At 62.8% G+C, this 19,164-nt stretch carries 27 protein-coding genes; 1 reads left to right on the top strand and 26 read right to left on the bottom strand.

What is annotated here, in order from left to right:
• Positions 1–12: 12 nt before the first annotated feature.
• From secY to rpsL, 26 genes are all read right to left on the bottom strand, one after another.
• The gene (gene secY, locus F7P65_RS07790; RefSeq protein WP_150291173.1) at positions 13–1,377 is read right to left on the bottom strand and encodes a preprotein translocase subunit SecY; all 1,365 of its coding nucleotides are present in this window, start codon (positions 1,375–1,377) and stop codon (positions 13–15) included.
• A 189-nt stretch (positions 1,378–1,566) separates the two neighbouring features.
• Positions 1,567–2,088, bottom strand: coding sequence for a 50S ribosomal protein L15 (gene rplO, locus F7P65_RS07785; RefSeq protein ID WP_150291264.1), 522 nt, complete (start codon positions 2,086–2,088; stop codon positions 1,567–1,569).
• Between the two features lie 278 nt (positions 2,089–2,366).
• Positions 2,367–2,546, bottom strand: a complete 180-nt coding sequence (gene rpmD / locus F7P65_RS07780) for a 50S ribosomal protein L30 (RefSeq protein WP_150291172.1) — start codon at positions 2,544–2,546, stop codon at positions 2,367–2,369.
• 6 nt (positions 2,547–2,552) lie between these two features.
• The gene (gene rpsE / locus F7P65_RS07775; RefSeq protein ID WP_150291171.1) at positions 2,553–3,263 is read right to left on the bottom strand and encodes a 30S ribosomal protein S5; all 711 of its coding nucleotides are present in this window, start codon (positions 3,261–3,263) and stop codon (positions 2,553–2,555) included.
• A gap of 2 nt (positions 3,264–3,265) precedes the next feature.
• Positions 3,266–3,631 carry a 50S ribosomal protein L18 gene (gene rplR, locus F7P65_RS07770; protein WP_150291170.1) on the bottom strand — a complete coding sequence of 122 codons (366 nt, stop codon included), beginning with the start codon at positions 3,629–3,631 and terminating at the stop codon, positions 3,266–3,268.
• 1 nt (position 3,632) lies between these two features.
• A complete protein-coding gene (gene rplF / locus F7P65_RS07765) occupies positions 3,633–4,166 on the bottom strand; it encodes a 50S ribosomal protein L6 (RefSeq protein ID WP_150291169.1) in 534 nt (177 codons plus the stop codon).
• Positions 4,166–4,561, bottom strand: coding sequence for a 30S ribosomal protein S8 (gene rpsH / locus F7P65_RS07760; RefSeq protein WP_150291168.1), 396 nt, complete (start codon positions 4,559–4,561; stop codon positions 4,166–4,168). Before rpsH ends, rplF begins: the two co-directional genes overlap by 1 nt.
• A 12-nt stretch (positions 4,562–4,573) precedes the next feature.
• Positions 4,574–4,879 carry a 30S ribosomal protein S14 gene (rpsN, locus tag F7P65_RS07755; RefSeq protein WP_007707881.1) on the bottom strand — a complete coding sequence of 102 codons (306 nt, stop codon included), beginning with the start codon at positions 4,877–4,879 and terminating at the stop codon, positions 4,574–4,576.
• A gap of 52 nt (positions 4,880–4,931) precedes the next feature.
• Complete coding sequence (gene rplE / locus F7P65_RS07750) at positions 4,932–5,504, bottom strand: 50S ribosomal protein L5 (protein WP_150291167.1); 573 nt, start codon at positions 5,502–5,504, stop codon at positions 4,932–4,934.
• Entirely contained in the window at positions 5,504–5,815 is a 312-nt protein-coding gene (gene rplX / locus F7P65_RS07745; protein ID WP_150291166.1) for a 50S ribosomal protein L24, read from the bottom strand. The genes rplE and rplX overlap by 1 nt, the downstream gene beginning before the upstream one ends.
• Positions 5,815–6,183, bottom strand: coding sequence for a 50S ribosomal protein L14 (gene rplN, locus F7P65_RS07740; protein WP_007686569.1), 369 nt, complete (start codon positions 6,181–6,183; stop codon positions 5,815–5,817). The genes rplX and rplN overlap by 1 nt, the downstream gene beginning before the upstream one ends.
• A gap of 177 nt (positions 6,184–6,360) precedes the next feature.
• Entirely contained in the window at positions 6,361–6,624 is a 264-nt protein-coding gene (rpsQ, locus tag F7P65_RS07735) for a 30S ribosomal protein S17 (RefSeq protein WP_006960320.1), read from the bottom strand.
• Positions 6,625–6,638: 14 nt separating this feature from the next.
• Positions 6,639–6,842 (bottom strand): 50S ribosomal protein L29, encoded by a 204-nt coding sequence (rpmC, locus tag F7P65_RS07730; RefSeq protein ID WP_150291165.1) that lies wholly within the window; start codon positions 6,840–6,842, stop codon positions 6,639–6,641.
• Between the two features lie 3 nt (positions 6,843–6,845).
• Positions 6,846–7,277: a 50S ribosomal protein L16 gene (gene rplP / locus F7P65_RS07725; RefSeq protein ID WP_007686573.1), complete on the bottom strand. Its 432-nt coding sequence runs from the start codon at positions 7,275–7,277 to the stop codon at positions 6,846–6,848.
• A gap of 21 nt (positions 7,278–7,298) precedes the next feature.
• Positions 7,299–7,994 carry a 30S ribosomal protein S3 gene (gene rpsC, locus F7P65_RS07720; protein ID WP_150291164.1) on the bottom strand — a complete coding sequence of 232 codons (696 nt, stop codon included), beginning with the start codon at positions 7,992–7,994 and terminating at the stop codon, positions 7,299–7,301.
• Between the two features lie 4 nt (positions 7,995–7,998).
• Entirely contained in the window at positions 7,999–8,385 is a 387-nt protein-coding gene (rplV, locus tag F7P65_RS07715) for a 50S ribosomal protein L22 (protein ID WP_004208717.1), read from the bottom strand.
• The gene (gene rpsS / locus F7P65_RS07710; protein WP_007686576.1) at positions 8,385–8,663 is read right to left on the bottom strand and encodes a 30S ribosomal protein S19; all 279 of its coding nucleotides are present in this window, start codon (positions 8,661–8,663) and stop codon (positions 8,385–8,387) included. The genes rplV and rpsS overlap by 1 nt, the downstream gene beginning before the upstream one ends.
• Positions 8,664–8,668: 5 nt before the next feature.
• On the bottom strand, positions 8,669–9,505 hold the full coding sequence (rplB, locus tag F7P65_RS07705) for a 50S ribosomal protein L2 (protein WP_150291163.1): 837 nt from the start codon (positions 9,503–9,505) through the stop codon (positions 8,669–8,671).
• A 1-nt stretch (position 9,506) separates the two neighbouring features.
• Complete coding sequence (locus F7P65_RS07700; RefSeq protein WP_150291162.1) at positions 9,507–9,824, bottom strand: 50S ribosomal protein L23; 318 nt, start codon at positions 9,822–9,824, stop codon at positions 9,507–9,509.
• Positions 9,817–10,440 carry a 50S ribosomal protein L4 gene (gene rplD, locus F7P65_RS07695; protein ID WP_150291161.1) on the bottom strand — a complete coding sequence of 208 codons (624 nt, stop codon included), beginning with the start codon at positions 10,438–10,440 and terminating at the stop codon, positions 9,817–9,819. Before rplD ends, F7P65_RS07700 begins: the two co-directional genes overlap by 8 nt.
• A gap of 3 nt (positions 10,441–10,443) precedes the next feature.
• On the bottom strand, positions 10,444–11,199 hold the full coding sequence (gene rplC, locus F7P65_RS07690; RefSeq protein WP_150291263.1) for a 50S ribosomal protein L3: 756 nt from the start codon (positions 11,197–11,199) through the stop codon (positions 10,444–10,446).
• A 276-nt stretch (positions 11,200–11,475) separates the two neighbouring features.
• Entirely contained in the window at positions 11,476–11,784 is a 309-nt protein-coding gene (gene rpsJ, locus F7P65_RS07685; protein WP_007686587.1) for a 30S ribosomal protein S10, read from the bottom strand.
• Positions 11,785–11,993: 209 nt separating this feature from the next.
• Positions 11,994–13,184, bottom strand: coding sequence for an elongation factor Tu (tuf, locus tag F7P65_RS07680; protein WP_150291160.1), 1,191 nt, complete (start codon positions 13,182–13,184; stop codon positions 11,994–11,996).
• A 134-nt stretch (positions 13,185–13,318) separates the two neighbouring features.
• A complete protein-coding gene (gene fusA / locus F7P65_RS07675; RefSeq protein WP_150291159.1) occupies positions 13,319–15,391 on the bottom strand; it encodes an elongation factor G in 2,073 nt (690 codons plus the stop codon).
• A gap of 161 nt (positions 15,392–15,552) precedes the next feature.
• Positions 15,553–16,023, bottom strand: coding sequence for a 30S ribosomal protein S7 (rpsG, locus tag F7P65_RS07670; RefSeq protein WP_013847768.1), 471 nt, complete (start codon positions 16,021–16,023; stop codon positions 15,553–15,555).
• 13 nt (positions 16,024–16,036) lie between these two features.
• On the bottom strand, positions 16,037–16,408 hold the full coding sequence (gene rpsL / locus F7P65_RS07665) for a 30S ribosomal protein S12 (RefSeq protein WP_004208728.1): 372 nt from the start codon (positions 16,406–16,408) through the stop codon (positions 16,037–16,039).
• A gap of 356 nt (positions 16,409–16,764) precedes the next feature.
• Here rpsL and F7P65_RS07660 point away from each other — a divergent pair, with 356 nt between their 5' ends.
• Positions 16,765–19,050, top strand: coding sequence for a putative bifunctional diguanylate cyclase/phosphodiesterase (locus tag F7P65_RS07660; RefSeq protein ID WP_150291158.1), 2,286 nt, complete (start codon positions 16,765–16,767; stop codon positions 19,048–19,050).
• Positions 19,051–19,164: the final 114 nt, after the last annotated feature.

Genomic DNA, 19,164 nt, shown 5'->3' with positions numbered 1-19,164 from the left:
CCTTGCGCTGCCTTAGCGCAGGCGCCCCTTCAGCTTCGCTTTCTTGATCAGATCCCCATATTGATGGGCGAGCAAGTGGCTCTGAATCTGCGTCACGGTGTCGACCGTGACATTGACGACGATCAACAGGCTCGTTCCCCCCAGATAGAAGGGAATGCCCGCCCGGGCGATGACGAATTCCGGCACCAGGCAGATGAACGCCAGATAGGCCGCACCGATCACCGTGATCCGCGTCAACACATAGTCGAGATAATTTTCGGTGTTCTTGCCCGGGCGAATACCGGGGATGAACCCGCCATTGCGCTTGAGATTGTCGGCCGTTTCCTCGGGATTGAACACCACGGCGGTGTAGAAGAAGCAGAAGAAGACGATGCCGAGGCCATAAAGCGCCATATAGACCGGGCTACCGTGCGCGAGATACTGGTTCAGCGTCAGCACGAAGTCGCCCAGCTTGCTCTCGCCTGCCACGGTCCTGCCGGCGAATTGCGAGACGGTGAGCGGCATCAGCAGCAGCGAGCTGGCGAAAATCGGCGGGATCACGCCGGCGGTGTTGACCTTCAGCGGCAAATGGCTGCGGTCCGCCTGCATGATGCCCTGGCGTGTCTGGCGCTTGGGATATTGGATCAATACCCGGCGCTGCGCCCGCTCCATGAAGCAGATGAAGGCGATCAGACCAAAGCCCAGCACGATCACCAGGAAGATGATGAGGCCCGAGATCGCGCCCGTGCTGCTCGACTTGAACAGATTGCTGAGCGTCACCGGCAACTGCGCGACGATGCCCGCCATGATGATGAGGGACACACCGTTGCCGATCCCGCGCGAGGTGATCTGCTCACCCAGCCACATCAGGAACATCGTCCCGCCGATCAGCGAGATCACGGCCGCGACGCGGAACAGGATGCCCGGATCGACCACCGCCTGCACGCCCGACTGCGCGCCGAAGCTTTCCAAGCCCACGGCGATGAAATAGCCCTGCACCGCCGTCAGACCGACCGTGCCGTAGCGGGTATATTGGTTCAGCTTCTTGCGACCGCTCTCGCCTTCCTTCTTGATCGCCGCGAGTTGCGGCGAGAGGCTGGCGGCGAGCTGCACCACGATCGACGCGGTGATGTACGGCATCACGCCGAGCGCGATCAGGCTCATGCGCGAGAGCGAACCACCCGAGAAGGTGTTGAAGATGTCGAGAATGCCGCCATTGGTCTGCTTGTAAAGCTGCGACAGGGCGGTCGGATCGACGCCCGGCAACGGCACGAAGCTGAGGAAGCGGAACACGATCAGCGCGCCCAGCGTGAACCACAGGCGCTTCTTGAGGTCGGTCGCCTGGCTGAACTTCGCCAGGCTGAGATTGGATGCGAGCTGGTCGGCTCTCGATGCCATCTTGGCTGCCCTTCAAAACATCTTGCCGGGATGCGTGCCCCGGAGCGGAATCGCTAACCCCTTAGCGGGGCGACGGGGCGCTGTCGAACCGGATATTGCCGCCGATGCGACGAAAAGCCCCTGATGCACATAGCCCCGCCGACCCATATCGGGCAGCGGGGCCATGCTTGCAAGCCTTAGCGGCTTAAATCAGGCCTTCTTGGCGGCCTTGGCGCTGCCCTTCTTGGCAGCCGCCTTTTCTGCAGCCGGAACGACGACGATCACGTCGACCTTGCCACCAGCCTTCTCGACCGCTTCCACGGCGCCCTTCGAGGCACCGGCAACGAGCAGGTTGACCTTGGCGGTCAGCTCGCCCTTGGCGAGCAGACGCACGCCATCCTTGCCGCCACGGGCCAGAGCAGCCGCCTTCAGCGCCGCATGGTCGATGGTCGCATTGGCGTCCAGCTTGCCGGCGTCGATCGCCTTCTGCACCGCGCCCAGGTTCACGATCGCGTAATCCTTGGCGAAGATGTTGTTGAAGCCGCGCTTCGGCAGACGCATGTGGAGCGGCATCTGGCCACCCTCGAAGCCGTTGATGCTGACGCCCGAACGCGCCTTCGCACCCTTCTGGCCGCGACCGGCGGTCTTGCCCTTGCCCGAGCCGATACCACGGCCGACGCGCATCCGGCCCTTGCGGGCACCGGCATTATCGTTGAGTTCGTTGAGCTTCATAATCTGCACTCGCTTTCGCTATGTTCGCGCGGAGGTTCGATCCTCATGGATCGAACCGAAGCCCCAGCGAAGGCTGGGGCCGCTGGCGGCCTGATGCGCCCTTTTCAGGGTCGCGCCCGACCAAATGAAACCGGGGGTCTCCTCACTAGAGGACGCGCCATCCGGCCTGAGATCCCGGCCTTCGCCGGGATTTCGGATGCGCGCCCATAGCGCGCTTCCGAAAAAAACGAAAGAGGGGTTTCCCCCTCTCCCGCTTCAATCCTTGATGATCGGAAGGCTCAGCCTTCGACCACCGCCACCATGTGCGGCAGCTTGGCGATGGCACCGCGGACTTCCGCCGTGTCTTCCAGCTCCACCACGCGGTGCATCTTGCCAAGACCCAGGCCGATCAGAATTTTCTTCTGGGCTTCGGGGCGGCGGATCGGCGAACCGATCTGCTTGATCTTGATCTTCGCCATGCTGCTTTACTCCGCAATCGCTTCGGCGTCGGCCTGGGCGACTTCGGCCGAGGCACCGCCGCGACGAAGCAGGTCGGCGACCTTCTTGCCGCGACGCTGCGCCACCGCCTTGGGGCTGACCTGCTCACCCAGCGCCGCAAAGGTCGCCCGGATCATGTTGTAGGGGTTCGACGTGCCGTTCGACTTGGTCACGACGTCCGCGACGCCGAGGCTTTCGAACACGGCGCGCATCGGACCGCCAGCGATGATGCCCGTACCGGCAGGCGCCGAACGAACCGTCACCTTGCCCGCACCGAAATGGCCAAGGCCGTCATGGTGCAGCGTGCGGCCTTCCTTCAGCGGAACGCGAACCATCGCCTTCTTGGCCGAAGCAGTCGCCTTGCTGATGGCTTCGGGCACTTCACGCGCCTTGCCATGGCCGAAGCCCGCACGGCCCTTGCCGTCGCCAACGACGACCAGAGCAGCGAAACCGAAGCGCTTACCGCCCTTGACGGTCTTCGAGACGCGGTTGATGTGAACCAGCTTCTCGATCAGCTCTTCGCCCTGCTCCTCGTCGCGGTTGCCGCGACGGTCGTCGCGACGGCCACGGCCGCCACGCTCGCCACGGTTGCGGTCGCCGCCACGACCACGGCCACGGCCGGGACCACGACCTTCGGTCGGTGCCGCCTCGACGCCCTCGGTGGGGGCGCCGGCTTCAATGGTGTTTTCGTCAGCCATGATCAGAACTCCAGCCCGGCTTCACGGGCCGCATCGGCCAGCGCCTTGACGCGGCCATGGAACAGGAAGCCACCACGGTCGAACACGACCTTGGTGACGCCGGCAGCGGTCGCCGCGGCGGCGACGCGCTTGCCGACTTCGGCAGCGGCTTCGGAAGAGGCGCCGGTCTTGCCCAGAGCCTTGGCACCCACATCCTTGTCCAGGGTCGAGGCCGACGCCAGGGTCTTGCCCTGCGCATCGTCAATGACCTGGGCGTAGATGTGACGGCCCGAACGGTGGACGCTGAGGCGGGGCTTGTGGCCCGACACTGCCTTGAGCGCGGTGCGAACGCGGCGACGACGCCGCGCGAAGAGGGAAAGCTTTGCCATCTTACTTCTTCTTCCCTTCCTTGCGGAAGATGAACTCGCCGGCGTACTTGATACCCTTGCCCTTATAGGGTTCGGGCTTGCGCCAGCGGCGGATCTCGGCGGCAACCTGACCCACCTTCTGCTTGTCGATGCCGCTGATCTCGACCGTGGTGTTATCCGGGGTCTTGATCTCGATCCCCTCGGGGATCGCGAAATCGACGTCATGCGAATAGCCGAGCTGCAGCTTCAGGGTCTTGCCCTGCGAGTTGGCACGGTAGCCGACACCGGTGATGAGCAGCTTCTTGGAGAAGCCCTCGGTCACGCCGGTGATCAGGTTCGCGATCAGCGTGCGCTGCATGCCCCAGAAAGCGCGGGCGCGCTTGCCGTCGTTGGCAGGCTTCACGGCGATCACACCGTCTTCGATGCTGTAGGTCACTTCGTCGGCCAGCGGAATGGCCAGGGTGCCCTTGGGCCCCTTCACCGACAGCTGACCGTCGGCGATGGCGGCGGTCACGCCCGCGGGGACGGCGACCGGCTTTTTACCAGTACGGCTCATCAGAACACCTCCGCCAGCACTTCGCCGCCGACATTCTGTTCCCGCGCTTCAGCGTCGGACAGAACGCCGCGAGGCGTCGAGACAATGGTGATGCCCAGACCGTTGCGGATCACCGGCAGTTCCTTGGAACCCGAGTAAACGCGGCGGCCCGGCTTGGACACGCGGGCGACATGCTTGATAGCAGGCGCGCCTTCGAAATATTTCAGCTCGATGCGCAGGCCGGGGTGGTTGCCGAGCAGTTCCTCGGAATAGCCACGGATATAACCTTCGCGCTGCAGCACGTCGAGCACGCGGGCGCGCAGCTTCGAAGCGGGGGACATCACGCTGTCCTTCTTCGCCTGCTGCCCGTTGCGGATGCGGGTGAGCATATCACCCAGGGGATCGGTCAATGCCATTTCAAATGATCCTTACCAGCTCGACTTGGTGACGCCGGGGATCAGGCCCTTGTTGGCCAGATCACGCAGCTGCACGCGGCAGAGGCGGAATTTGCGGTAATAGGCCCGGGGACGCCCCGTCAGTTCGCAGCGGTTCCGAACGCGGGTCGGATTGCCGTTGCGGGGGATCTCCGCCATCTTCAGACGCGCGATCAGACGATCGCTGTCATCGGCCGCGGTATCATTCGCGATCGCCTTGAGCTTCGCATAACGGCCGGCATATTTCTTCACCAGCTTCTTGCGGCGCTCATTCTTGTTGATCGAACTCAGTTTCGCCATGACTTAAGTTCTCTTCCTTAGCTTAAGCGTTTGGGAGAGAAGCGGGACCTGTTCAGGCCGCCTGCTTCTCTTCGAGCGGGAAGGGGAAGCCGAAGAGACGCAGCAATTCGCGCGCTTCCTCGTCCGTCTTCGCCGTGGTGGTCACGATGATGTCCATGCCGCGCACCTTGTCGATGCGGTCATAGTTGATCTCGGGGAAGATAATCTGCTCCTTGATGCCGAAGGCATAGTTGCCACGACCATCGAAGCTCTTCGGGTTGAGACCACGGAAGTCGCGCACGCGGGGCAGAGCCACGTTGATCAGGCGATCAAGAAACTCATACATGCGCTCGCGACGCAGCGTGACCTTCGCACCGATCGGCATGCCTTCGCGCAGCTTGAACTGCGCGATCGACTTGCGCGCCTTGGTGATGACCGGCTTCTGACCGGCGATCAGTTCCATTTCCTCGGCCGCCGAAGTGACCTTCTTCTTGTCCTGGGTCGCTTCGCCGACGCCCATGTTGAGCGTGATCTTCTCGATCTTCGGAACCTGCATGACGTTTTCGTAACCGAACTTCTCGGTCATCGTCTTGGCGATTTCGGCGTCATACTGCGCCTTCGAGCGCGGAGTGTACTTGTCGCTCATTACAGCACCTCACCGGACTTGACGGCGACGCGGACCTTCTTGCCGTCGCGATCCTCGAAACGGACGCGGGTCGGCTTGCCATCCTTGTCGGCGACAGCGACGTTCGAAATGTGGAGCGGCGCGGGCTTGCGCTCGATGCCACCCTGCGGGTTCGCCTGGTCGGGCTTGCGATGCTTGGCGTGCACGTTGACGCCTTCCACCAGGACCTTGTCGTCCTTCGGGAACATCTGCAGGACGGTGCCGGTACGGCCCTTGTCCTTGCCGGCCAGGATGACGACCTTGTCGCCCTTCTTGATCTTCGCAGCGCTCATTACAGCACCTCGGGGGCAAGCGAGATGATCTTCATGTGCTTCTTGGCGCGCAGTTCGCGAACGACCGGGCCAAAGATACGGGTGCCGATCGGCTCCTCGTTCTTGTTGATGAGCACAGCGGCATTGCCGTCGAAGCGAATCACGCTGCCGTCAGCGCGACGCACGTCCTTGGCGGTGCGCACGATGACGGCGCGATGCACGTCACCCTTCTTCACCTTGCCCCGAGGCGCAGCTTCCTTGATCGAGACGACGATGATGTCGCCCACGCTCGCGAAGCGACGCTTCGAGCCGCCCAGCACCTTGATGCACTGGACGCGCTTGGCGCCGCTGTTGTCAGCGACGTCAAGATTGGATTGCATCTGGATCATGGATCCGGTTCCTTCTTATTTGGCCTACCGGGACAATTCCCGGCGGTTCCGAATTTCGTTGCCTAGAGTCTCTCAGATGAGCCTTTGACTCTACGCGAAGCGCGGGCCTGTACCCTTTCCTCGCAGAAAAGGCCAGCCCCGCGTCGCATTTTTTACCAAAGGCCCGGAAGAGCCCCCTTAAGCAGCCGTTTCCGGCGACTTATGGGTGTCCACGCGCTCAATGACCTTCCAGGTCTTGAGCTTGGAAATCGGAGCGGTCTCCTCGATGCGGACCGTTTCGCCTTCCTTGTAGACATTGCCCTCGTCATGGGCATGGTACTTCTTCGAGCGGCGGATGATCTTGCCGTAGAGCGCATGCTTAACCTTGCGCTCTACGCGAACCACCACCGTCTTGTCGGTCTTGTCGGAAACCACCGTTCCCGTCAGCACGCGCTTGGGCATCGTGTAGTTCCTTCTTACTTCGCAGCCGAGCGCGAACGCTCGGACTGAAGGGTCTTGATCTGCGCGATCGACCGGCGGACGTCACGCACTCGGCTGGGCTTTTCCAGCTGATTGGTGGCCGCCTGGAAACGCAGGTTGAACTGCTCGCGCTTCAGGTTGTTGAGTTCGGTCGACAGCTCGTCATCCGACTTGGTCTTGAGGTCAGCTACATTCGCCACGGATTAACCCTCCAGGTGGGAGGTGTCGCCGAGGCGAGCGACAACCTTCGTCTTGATCGGCAGCTTCATCGCGGCGCGCGAGAAAGCCTCTGCTGCGAGCGGACCGGGTACGCCGTCCAGTTCGAACAGGATGCGGCCCGGCTTGACGCGGGCAGCCCAATATTCGACCGAACCCTTACCCTTACCCTGACGGACTTCGGCGGGCTTCTTCGACACCGGCACGTCGGGGAACACGCGGATCCACAGACGGCCCTGACGGCGAAGGTGGCGCTGGATCGCGCGGCGGGCCGCTTCGATCTGACGTGCGGTGACGCGCTCGGGTTCCAGGGCCTTGAGACCATAGGCGCCGAAGTTCAGAGCCGAACCGCCCTTGGCGTCGCCCTTGATCCGGCCCTTGAAGGTCTTGCGGAACTTCATTTTTTTCGGTTGCAGCATGACGCTATACCTACCTTATTCTCAGCGCGCCGGGCGCACGCCGGAGGTCTGAGCCTCCAGCATCAACCGGTCGGTAGCCATCGGATCATGCCCAAGGATTTCACCCTTGAAGATCCAGACCTTGATGCCGCAAACGCCATAGGCGGTGTGCGCCGTGGCTTCGGCATAGTCGACGTTCGCCCGCAGCGTGTGCAGCGGAACGCGGCCTTCACGATACCATTCGACGCGCGCGATCTCCGCGCCGCCCAGACGGCCGCCGCAGGTGATCTTGATGCCTTCGGCACCCAGACGCAGGGCCGATTGCACCGCACGCTTCATCGCACGGCGGAAAGCCACGCGGCGTTCCAGCTGATCGGCGATACCCTGAGCGACAAGCTTCGAATCGACTTCCGGCTTGCGGATTTCGACGATGTTCAGGCTGACGTCCGAAGAGGTCAGGCTGCCCAGCTTCTTGCGCAGCTTCTCGATGTCCGCGCCCTTCTTGCCGATGATGACACCGGGACGGGCAGCGTAGATCGACACGCGGCACAGCTTGGCGGGACGCTCGATCACGACCTTGGAGATCGCGGCCTGCGGCAGGTTCTTCATGATGAACTGGCGGATCTTGAGATCCTCCAGCAGCAGGCGGCCATAGTCGGCGCCTTCCGCGAACCAGCGGCTGTCCCAGGTACGGTTGATCTGCAGACGCAGACCGATCGGGTTGCTCTTGTGACCCATGTGCTTACGCCTCCGCTTCTTCGCCAGCTTCACGCACGACGATGCGCACGCGGCTGAAGGGCTTGAGGATCCGGGTCGACTTGCCGCGGCCGCGGGCGTGGAAGCGCTTCAGGGTGAAGCTCTTGCCCACCGATGCTTCCGCGACGACCAGAGCGTCGACATCCAGATTGTGGTTGTTTTCCGCGTTGGCGATGGCCGAAGCCAGCACCTTGCGCACGTCGACCGCCATCGCCTTCTTCGAGAAGGCGAGGATGTTCAGCGCGTCCTCGACCTTGCGGCCGCGGATGAGCGTGGCGACCAGGTTCAGCTTCTGGGCCGAACCACGGATCTGCGTGCCAACGGCCAGCGCCTCATTGTCGGCGACGCGACGGGGAGCCTTTTCCTTGCTCATTAGCGCTTGCCCTTCTTGTCGGCGGCGTGGCCGGGGAAGTAGCGGGTCGGGGCGAATTCGCCCAGCTTGTGACCCACCATATCCTCGTTCACCGAAACCGGCACATGCTTGCGGCCGTTATAGACGTTGAACGTCAGGCCAACGAACTGCGGCAGGATGGTGGAGCGGCGCGACCAGGTCTTGATCGGACCCGAACGGCCACCGGCGTCCTGCGCCACTTCCGCCTTCTTCAGAAGGCTGAGGTCCACGAACGGACCTTTCCAGACGGAACGAGCCATCTCGCTTACCTCTTCTTCTTCGCGTGGCGGCTACGGATGATGAACTTGTCCGTTGCCTTGTTGTGGCGCGTACGTGCACCCTTGGTCGGCTTGCCCCACGGGGTAACCGGATGACGGCCGCCCGAGGTCCGGCCTTCACCACCGCCGTGCGGGTGGTCGACCGGGTTCTTGGCCACACCACGCGTCAGCGGGCGGATGCCGTTCCAGCGGTTGCGGCCGGCCTTGGCGAGGTTGGTGTTGCCATTGTCCGGATTGCTGACGGCGCCGATGGTGCCCATGCAGTCCGAACGGATGTAACGCTGTTCGCCCGAGGACAAACGCACCATCACCATGCCGCGATCGCGACCGACCAGCTGGGCATAGGTGCCCGCCGAACGGCAGAGCTGACCGCCCTTGCCCGGCTTCATCTCGATGTTGTGGATGATCGTGCCGACCGGCATCTGACCCAGTTCCATCGCGTTGCCCGGCTTCACGTCGGTCTTCTTGCCCGCAATGACCTTGTCACCGGGAGCCAGACGCTGCGGCGCCAGGATATAGGCCTGGGTGCCATCGGGATAATTGACCAGCGCGATGAAGGCGGTGCGGTTGGGGTCATATTCCAGACGCTCGACCGTACCCTCGACATCCCACAAGCGGCGCTTGAAGTCGATGATGCGATAGCGCTGCTTGTGACCGCCACCGATGCCGCGCGAGGTCACATGACCCTTGTTGTTGCGGCCACCGGTCTTGCGCTTGCCTTCGGTCAGCGCCTTGACGGGCTTGCCCTTGTGCAGGCTGGACTTGTCGACGAGGATCAGGCCGCGCTGGGCCGGGCTCGTCGGATTATAATGCTTCAGAGCCATCTCAGCGGACTCCCTCGGTGATGTCGATCGACTGGCCATCGGCCAGGCGGACGATCGCCTTCTTCACGTCCGTGCGCTTGTAGGGCTTGCCCTTCCAGCGCTTGGTCTTGCCCTTGGCGACCAGCGTGTTGACGCTTTTCACGTCAACGCCCCAGATCGCTTCCACAGCGGCCTTGATCTCCGGCTTGGAGGCATCGCCCGCCACCTTGAAGACCACGGCATTATTTTCGCTGAGAAGGGTCGACTTCTCGGTGATGTGCGGGGCGACAACGACGTCGTAATGACGGTTGTCGACGGTCGCGGCTTGCTTCTTAGCCATTGAAACGGGCCTCCAGCTTTTCAACCGCGGCGCGGGTGAGCACCAGCGAATCGGCCTTCAGGATGTCGTAAACGTTGGCGCCGACGGCCGGCAGCAGGTTCACGCCGACGATGTTGGCCGACGCCTTCGCGAAGCTGACGTTCACTGCGTCGCCGTCGATGAACAGCACCTTGGTGAGGTTCAGCTTGGCAAGGTTGGCGACCAGCGCCTTGGTCTTGCCTTCGGCAACGTCCAGATTGTCGAGGATGGTGAGCGAACCGCTCTTGACCTTCGACGACAGCGCCATCTTCAGACCCAGCGCGCGAACCTTCTTGTTCAGCGAGGGGTTGAAGTCACGAACGCGGGCACCGTGGGCCTTACCACCGCCGATGAAGACGGGCGCGCGGCGATCGCCGTGACGAGCCGTACCGCCGCCCTTCTGGCGACCGAACTTCTTGCCGGTGCGGGCGACATCCGAACGCTCGCGCGTGCCGCGGGCGGTGCCACGACGCTTTTCGAGCTGCCAGGTGACGACGCGGTGCAGAATGTCGGCGCGGGGCTCGAGGCCGAAGACGGCATCGTCGAGTTCCAGCTCACCGGCGGCTGCGGCGTCGAGGGTCTGTACATTGACCTTCATGGATTAGCCCTCCTGGCCTTCGGTCGCTTCGGGAGCGACTGCTTCTTCAGCAGGCGTTTCAGCCGGAGCGTTGTTGCTGTTGGCAGCCTGCTTCAGGCTGGCCGGGTACGGCGCATCCGCGGGGCGCTTCACCTTGACGGCGTCGCTGACGGTCAGCCAGGTGCCCTTGGCGCCCGGAACCGAACCCTTGACGAACAGCAGGCCGCGCTCGACGTCCGTGCGGACGATTTCGAGGTTCTGCTGCGTGCGCTCGCGGTCACCCATGTGACCCGCCATCTTCTTGTTCTTGAAGACGCGGCCCGGATCCTGGCGGTTACCGGTCGAACCATGGGCACGGTGGCTGATGGACACGCCGTGGGTGGCGCGCATACCGCCGAAGCCCCAGCGCTTCATGGCACCGGCAAAACCCTTACCCTGGGTGTGACCGGCGACATCGACCAGCTGGCCGGCGATGAAGTGGTCGGCCGCGATTTCGGCGCCGACGTCGAGGAGCGCATCCTCGGCGACACGGAATTCGACCAGACGCGCCTTCGGCTCCACTTCCGCCTTGGCGAAGTGGCCGCGCTGCGGCTTGGCGACATTCTTGACCTTCGCGACGCCCGCACCGAGCTGAACCGCGACATAACCGTCACGATCAACTTCCTTGCGAGCCACGACCTGATTGCCCTCAAGGGCCAGAACCGTAACCGGAATATGACGTCCGTCCTCCTGGAACAGACGGGTCATCCCGACTTTCTTAGCGATCACGCCTGTGCGCATCACTGATTACTCCCATAGAGGCCCGCCTTAGCAGCGGGCGTATCCAACGAAAAAACCGCTCAGGATCTCTCCTTCGCGGCCCAACCCAAATATAGATCACCCCGTCCGGGTTGGATGCCACCCCCTACTCGGGAACAGCGACGGGGGACCAGGACCACGCGCCTTTTCCGGTTCACCGGAAGGGCCGTGCGGTATCCCTTGTGTCGTTTGAGCTTCCGGATATCCGAAATGCCCGATACCCTGCCCTCCTTGCGGAAAGCAGGGACTTGCCGACCTTTAGGCCAGCTTGATTTCGACGTTCACGCCGGCAGCCAGATCCAGCTTCATCAGCGCGTCGACCGTCTGCGGCGTCGGCTGCACAATGTCAAGCATACGCTTGTAGGTGCGGACTTCGAACTGCTCGCGCGACTTCTTGTCGATGTGCGGACCACGGTTGACCGTGAACTTTTCGATGCGCGTCGGAAGGGGAATCGGACCGCGAATAAGGGCGCCGGTGCGGCGGGCGGTATCGGCGATGTCGCCGGTCGCCTGATCGAGCACGCGATGGTCGAACGCCTTGAGGCGAATGCGGATGTTGCTGTCCATTGTTCCTGTACCGATGCGAAAGAGCCAAAAACTTAGAGCATTTTCATGAATCAGCCGGAGCAGCCGATGATTTACGAAAATGCGCCATCAAAAATTTACCGCCCCGTTTCTTGCCCTTCTAGCTCCACAAGAGCCGGAGAAAGACGATCCGGGGCGGTTAAAATCCTCAACGGCGCGAATCAGGCGATTCGCGCCGTTGCGGTCCTATATTACTTCGAGATCGTGCCGACAACCCCTGCACCGACGGTGCGGCCGCCTTCACGGATGGCGAAGCGCAGACCCTGGTCCATGGCGATCGGAGCGATCAGCTTGACGCCGAGCTTCACATTGTCGCCGGGCATGACCATCTCGGTGCCCTCGGGGAGGATCACTTCGCCGGTCACGTCGGTGGTGCGGAAGTAGAACTGCGGACGATAGTTCGCGAAGAACGGGGTGTGACGGCCACCTTCATCCTTCGACAGAACATAGACTTCCGCGTCGAACTCGGTGTGCGGGGTGATGGTGCCCGGCTTGGCCAGAACCTGACCACGCTCAACCTCTTCACGGCCCACGCCACGGATCAGCGCACCGATATTGTCGCCCGCGCGACCTTCGTCGAGCAGCTTGCGGAACATTTCGACGCCGGTCACGGTGGTCTTGCGGGTATCCTTCAGACCAACGATTTCAACTTCTTCACCAACCTTGACGATGCCGGTTTCGACGCGGCCGGTCACAACCGTACCACGGCCCGAGATCGAGAACACGTCTTCGATCGGCATCAGGAAGGGCTTGTCGATCGGACGCTCCGGCTGCGGGATGAATTCGTCAACGGCAGCCATCAGCTTCAGAACAGCGTTCTTGCCGATTTCGTCGTTCGAACCGTCCAGCGCCTTGACGGCCGAACCGGGGATGACGGGGATGTTGTCGCCGTCAAAGTCGTAGGACGACAGCAGTTCGCGGATTTCCAGCTCGACCAGCTCGAGGATTTCGGCGTCGTCGACGAGGTCGACCTTGTTCATGAACACGACGAGCTGCGGCACGCCGACCTGGCGGGCGAGCAGGATGTGCTCGCGGGTCTGCGGCATCGGGCCGTCTGTGGCCGAAACGACGAGGATCGCGCCGTCCATCTGGGCCGCACCGGTGATCATGTTCTTGACGTAGTCAGCGTGACCCGGGCAGTCGACGTGCGCGTAGTGACGGGCTTCGGTCTCATATTCGACGTGGGCGGTCGAAATGGTGATGCCGCGCTCGCGCTCTTCGGGCGCCTTGTCGATGTTGGCATAGTCAACGAAGGTCGCGCCGCCGGTTTCGGCGAGCACCTTGGTGATCGCCGCGGTCAGCGAGGTCTTGCCATGGTCGACGTGACCGATGGTGCCGATGTTGCAGTGCGGCTTGTTCCGCTCAAACTTAGCCTTAGCCATTTTATCCTACCTTCTAATCAAATCAGCTTTGGTCTGACCGCTCGGCCGCGCCTCGCGAAGGCGCGTCCATAGCAGCAAATTTACAGATTACCAGCCCTAACCGACCCGGTTGCCCGGATCGATCACGGGATTCTTCAGGCCATCTTCGCCTTGACTTCGTCCGCCACATTCTGCGGCACTTCGTCATAGTGCGAGAAGATCATCGAATAGTTCGCACGACCCTGGGTGAAGGACCGCAGCGAGTTCACATAGCCGAACATGTTGGCCAGCGGAACCATCGCCTCGACGACCTGCGCGTTGCCGCGGGTGTCGGTGCCCTGGATCTGACCACGACGGCTGTTCATGTCGCCGATGACGTCGCCCAGATATTCTTCCGGGGTCACGACCTCGACCTTCATGACCGGCTCAAGCAGGGTGATGCCCGACTTCTGCGCCGCTTCGCGCATGGCGGCGCGGCCGGTGATTTCGAACGCCAGCGCCGACGAGTCGACGTCGTGATAGGCGCCGTCATAGAGCAGGATTTCGAAGTCGATGATCGGGAAGCCGATGAGCGAACCGGTGGCCGCCGTCTCGCGCATGCCCTTTTCGATCGCGGGGATATATTCCTTGGGAATGTTACCGCCCTTGATCTCATCCTTGAAGATGATGCCCGCACCGCGCTCGCCCGGCGTCAGCTTCACCTTGATGCGGCCGAACTGGCCGGTGCCGCCCGACTGCTTCTTGTGGGTATAGTCGATGTCGACCGGCTTCTTGAGATATTCGCGATAGGCCACCTGCGGCGCACCGACATTCGCCTCGACCTTGAACTCGCGCTTCATGCGGTCGACCAGGATTTCGAGGTGAAGTTCACCCATGCCCTTGATGATGGTCTGACCCGATTCGTGGTCGGTCGTGACGCGGAAGGACGGATCTTCGGCGGCCAGACGATTGAGCGCGACGCCCATCTTTTCCTGGTCGGCCTTGGTCTTGGGTTCGACCGACAGTTCGATCACCGGCTCGGGGAATTCCATCCGCTCCAGGATGATCGGCTGGCGCTCGGCGCACAGCGTATCGCCGGTGGTGGTTTCCTTGAGGCCGGCCAGCGCGACGATGTCGCCCGCATAGGCGGTGTCGATGTCCTCACGCGAGTTCGCGTGCATGAGGAGCATACGGCCGATCTTTTCCTTCTTGTCCTTGACCGAGTTCAGATAGCTGCCCTTGGTCAGCGTACCCGAATAGACGCGCAGGAAGGTCAGCGAGCCGACGAACGGGTCGTTCATGATCTTGAACGCCAGGCCCGCGAAGGGCGCATCGTCGCTGGTCGCGCGGCTGTCGGGGGTTTCGCCGTCCAGCTTGAGGCCCTGCACGTCCTCAATGTCGAGCGGGCTGGGCAGATAGTCGACGACCGCGTCGAGCAGCGCCTGCACGCCCTTGTTCTTGAACGAAGAACCGCACAGCACCGGTACGAAGGCGTGGCCCAGCGTACCCTTGCGGATCAGCTTCTTGAGCGTGTCGACGTCGGGCAGATTGCCTTCGAGATAGGCTTCCATCGCGGCGTCGTCCTGCTCGACCGCAAGCTCGATCAGCTTTTCGCGATATTCGGCGGCCTTGTCGGCGAGATCGGCCGGGATGTCGACATATTCGAACTCGGCGCCCAGGCTCTCATCCTTCCAGATGATCGCGCGGTCGTGCACGAGGTCGACCAGGCCGACAAACTCCGACTCCGCGCCGATGGGCAGGTAGAGGACGGCCGGGGTGGCGCCCAGACGGTCGATGATCGTCTGCACGCAATAATAGAAATTGGCGCCGGTGCGGTCGAGCTTGTTGATGTAGCACATCCGCGGCACCTTGTACTTGTCCGCCTGGCGCCACACGGTTTCCGACTGCGGCTCCACGCCCGCAACGCCGTCGAACGCGGCGACCGCACCGTCGAGCACGCGCAGCGAACGCTCGACTTCGATGGTGAAGTCGACGTGACCGGGGGTGTCGATGATGTTGAGGCGGTGATCCTTCCAGAAGCAGGTCGTCGCAGCCGAGGTGATGGTGATACCACGCTCCTGCTCCTGCTCCATCCAGTCCATGGTGGCGGCGCCTTCATGGACTTCGCCGATCTTGTAGGACTTGCCGGTGTAGTAAAGAATACGCTCGGTCGTGGTCGTCTTGCCGGCGTCGATATGCGCCATGATACCGAAATTGCGATAGCGTTCGAGCGGATGGCTGCGGGCCATGATGCTTCTCCGTTGCCGGCGCGCCGGCGGTGAGTGAATGAGTCTTGCGGCTGGCCCCTAAACCAATCCGTTCGCCATGGGTAGACCCCCGGCGAACGGACCGAAATTGCGGAGCATTTCCAAAAGGAAACGGGTACCGGAAGGCGCCCGTTCCATCATGCTTACCAGCGATAGTGCGAGAAAGCGCGGTTCGCCTCCGCCATACGGTGCGTATCTTCGCGCTTCTTGACCGCATTGCCGCGGTTGTTGGCGGCATCCAGCAGCTCACCCGACAGACGGGCAGCCATGGTGGTTTCGCTGCGGTTGCGCGAAGCGGTGATCAGCCAGCGGATCGCCAGCGCCTGGGCGCGCTCGGGGCGCACTTCGACGGGGACCTGGTAGGTCGCACCGCCGACGCGGCGGCTGCGGACTTCGATGCCGGGCTTCACATTGTTCAGCGCGTCATGGAACATGCCGATCGGGTCCTTCTTGGACTTCGCTTCGACAGTTTCGAGCGCACCGTACACGATGGACTCGGCGACGGCTTTCTTGCCGTCCTGCATGATGCTGTTCATGAACTTCGACAGCACGATATCACCGAACTTGGGATCGGGCAGGATAACGCGCTTTTCGGGGCGACGACGACGTGACATGCTTTAGTCTCCCTTACTTCGGACGCTTCGCGCCGTACTTCGAACGGCTCTGCTTACGGTCCTTGACGCCCTGGGTATCCAGAACGCCGCGCAGCACATGGTAACGCACACCGGGAAGGTCGCGTACGCGGCCGCCGCGGATCAGCACAACGCTGTGCTCCTGAAGGTTGTGGCCTTCACCCGGAATGTAGGTGATGACTTCGCGCTGGTTGACCAGACGCACTTTCGCCACCTTGCGGAGAGCCGAGTTCGGCTTCTTCGGGGTCGTCGTGTAGACACGGGTGCAAACGCCGCGCTTCTGCGGGTTCGCGTCCATTGCAGGGACCTTCGACTTGGTCTTCTGCAGCTCGCGGCCCTTGCGGACCAGCTGGTTGATCGTTGGCATGAAGCCCTTCACCTTTTTCAGTTACTTTACCTGCATTCCCGCGTTCCTGCTGCCCGGAGACCGAATCGTCTCCAAACAGCAAAGGCCCCGGCGGAAACCCGCCCGGAGCCGCAAGAGCACCGGCAATGTTCAGCTCTGGCACCCGAAGACCCGGGTTGCGGGCAGACCAAGCCACCCTAACCGGACCTTTGAGCAGGCGCGCCTATAGCGATGCATGACCAATGGGTCAAGGACGGTGCCGACCCCGCGCGTCGGGAGGCCGGCCCGGCGTGCAGAAAATAGCGTTAGCGAATTGATAAGAACAGCGAATCTATCTTGATGCGATGCCGCCACGAGGGCGCGCGCATGGATATGAAGTGACCCAGCTTTCGACGATCACCGGGGAATTCACGGATTCCGGCATGGAGGCTGCTTTTCAGGCAGACCGTCTACCCGAGTCGCGCCGCCATGCCCGCGTGCTTTTCCTGCTCTCGGCCATCCTCAACACGCTCTTTCTCTTCAGCGACTGGCGTTTTGCCGGCACGCCGCATTTCTGGGTCGCCGTCCCGGCCCGCGTCGCGGTGGTTCTCTGGTCGCTGGCCTGCCTGTCCTTTTGCCGCCGGATGGTCAATTTCCGGGCAGTGGAGCGCATCTGTTTTGCCTGGCAGTTCGTCACCGCCGTCGGCGTCGCCTTCCTTGTCTCCTCGCGCAGCGACATCGCGATTTTCGTGCTCGTGATGCTGCCGCTGATCTTCTATCTGGTGGTGCCTACCAGCTTCCGGGGCAATGTCGGCGGCGGCCTGGGCTGCGCGACGCTGCTGCTGATCGGCTATCTCGCCCCTGCTCCCTTCGCGCCGACAGTGCCCGGCATGATCATGGCGGTGCTCATCCTGCATTGCGGGATGTGGCTGGCGATTGCCCGCACCAACCGGCTCCAGCGCAAGGAATGGACGGCGAGCCAGACGGCGCAGGCCGCCCGCATCGCGCTGGCCGCCAATGGCGAGACGCTGGAGCGGATGTTCATGAGCGTCCCGATCCCGCTGCTCGTCACCCGACCCGACGGCTCAGTGGCGCGCTTCAACGACGCCGCGGCCGGTGCCTTCGGCGCCGATGGCGACATTTCGCAGGTGCATATGCTGGACGAAGGCGCCGCCACGCAGCACAGCCTGCGCGACCGCATTGCCAATGGGCAGGATATCGACAATGTCGAATGCCGCATCGTCAGCCGGGACGATACCATCCATGACGTGCTGCTCTCCTGCCGGCCCATCGCCGTCCAGGGCGAGGATTGCACCCTGTCCAGCATCGTCGACATCACCGCCCGCAAGGAAGCGGAACGCCATCTCGCCCATCTCGCCATGACCGATGCGTTAACCGGCCTTGCCAACCGCTCACACTTCATGGCGACGCTGGCGCAGGCGGCAGCCGCGACAGGCCGCTCGGGCGGCCTGATGGCGGTCGCGCTGATCGACGTCGATGAATTCAAACGAATCAACGACAGCGCCGGACACGATGCCGGTGACGTCCTGCTCTGCGCGGTGGCGGAACGGCTGCGCGATACGGTGCGGCCGGGCGACCTGGTGGCGCGCATGGGCGGCGACGAATTTGCGGTGCTGCTGACCCGGCTGCGCACCGCGTCCGACCTTGACGCCATATTGGCCCGCATGACAGGCCATCTGCACCGGCCGCTGAGCCACGGAACACGCGACATAGACTGCCGCGTTTCCATGGGCGTCGCGCTGTTCCCCAACCATGCGGGCGACATTGCCGACCTGATGAAACATGCCGACATCGCGCTTTATGAGGCGAAAAATGGCGGACGGGGCCGGGCCTGCCTCTTCGAGCCCGGCCTGCTGGAGCGCTGGCAGCGGGAGGCGCGGATGCTGGAGCGAGCCCGCAACGCGCTGATCCATGCCCCACCCTCCCCCTGGTATCAGCCCAAGGTCGACCTCGCCACCGGGCGGGTCATCGGCTTCGAGGCGCTGCTGCGCTGCGTCCGTCCCGACGGATCGATCATCATGCCGGGTGAAATCGCTGCCGCCTTCGAACATTCCGAACTGGGCCGCACGATCACGGAGCGGATGCTGGCGCAGGTGCTGGCCGATTGCCGGGAATGGCAGGACCGGGACGTGGAATTCGGCCATGTCGCCATCAACGTGCCCGGCGTCGAACTGCACGACAGCAGCTTTCCCGACCGGCTGCTCGATGCCCTCGCCGCCACCGGGGTCCCAACCAGCCGGATCGAACTGGAAGTCACCGAGTCCGTCTTCCTGGGCCGCAATGCCGAGGTGGTGGAGCGCAGTCTGCACCGTTTGAGCGACGCCGGCATTTCCATCGCGCTGGACGATTTCGGCACAGGCTATGCCTCGCTCTCGCATCTCAAGCAGTTTCCGATCGACATCATCAAGATCGACCGGCGTTTCGTGCGCGATCTGGAAACCGATCCCGACGACGCCGCCATCGTGCGGACGGTGCTCAACCTTGCCTACAGCCTGGGAATCCGTACCGTCGCCGAAGGGGTCGAAAATGTGCGGCAACTCGAATATCTGCGTGCGGGCGGCTGTCATTTCGGCCAGGGCTTCCACTTCGGCGCCGCCGCCCCGGCCGCGGAGGTTCCCATGATGCTCGGCTGGACGAAGGCGGTCGACGTTCTGCCCCTCTGATTTTTTTCGTCTTTAGCGGGAACCCAACCTCCGGTTCCACGTTTCGCCCCGTTCATGCTTCGACTCGTCACGAGTCCGCCGTGCCGGATTCGCGCGACTCGATTCCTTTTGTTA

The organism is Sphingobium estronivorans, from assembly GCF_008692605.1.
Taxonomy (GTDB): domain Bacteria; phylum Pseudomonadota; class Alphaproteobacteria; order Sphingomonadales; family Sphingomonadaceae; genus Sphingobium; species Sphingobium estronivorans.
The sequence above is the reverse complement of the archived record's forward strand: the minus strand, read 5'-3'. Positions and strand labels throughout refer to the sequence as shown.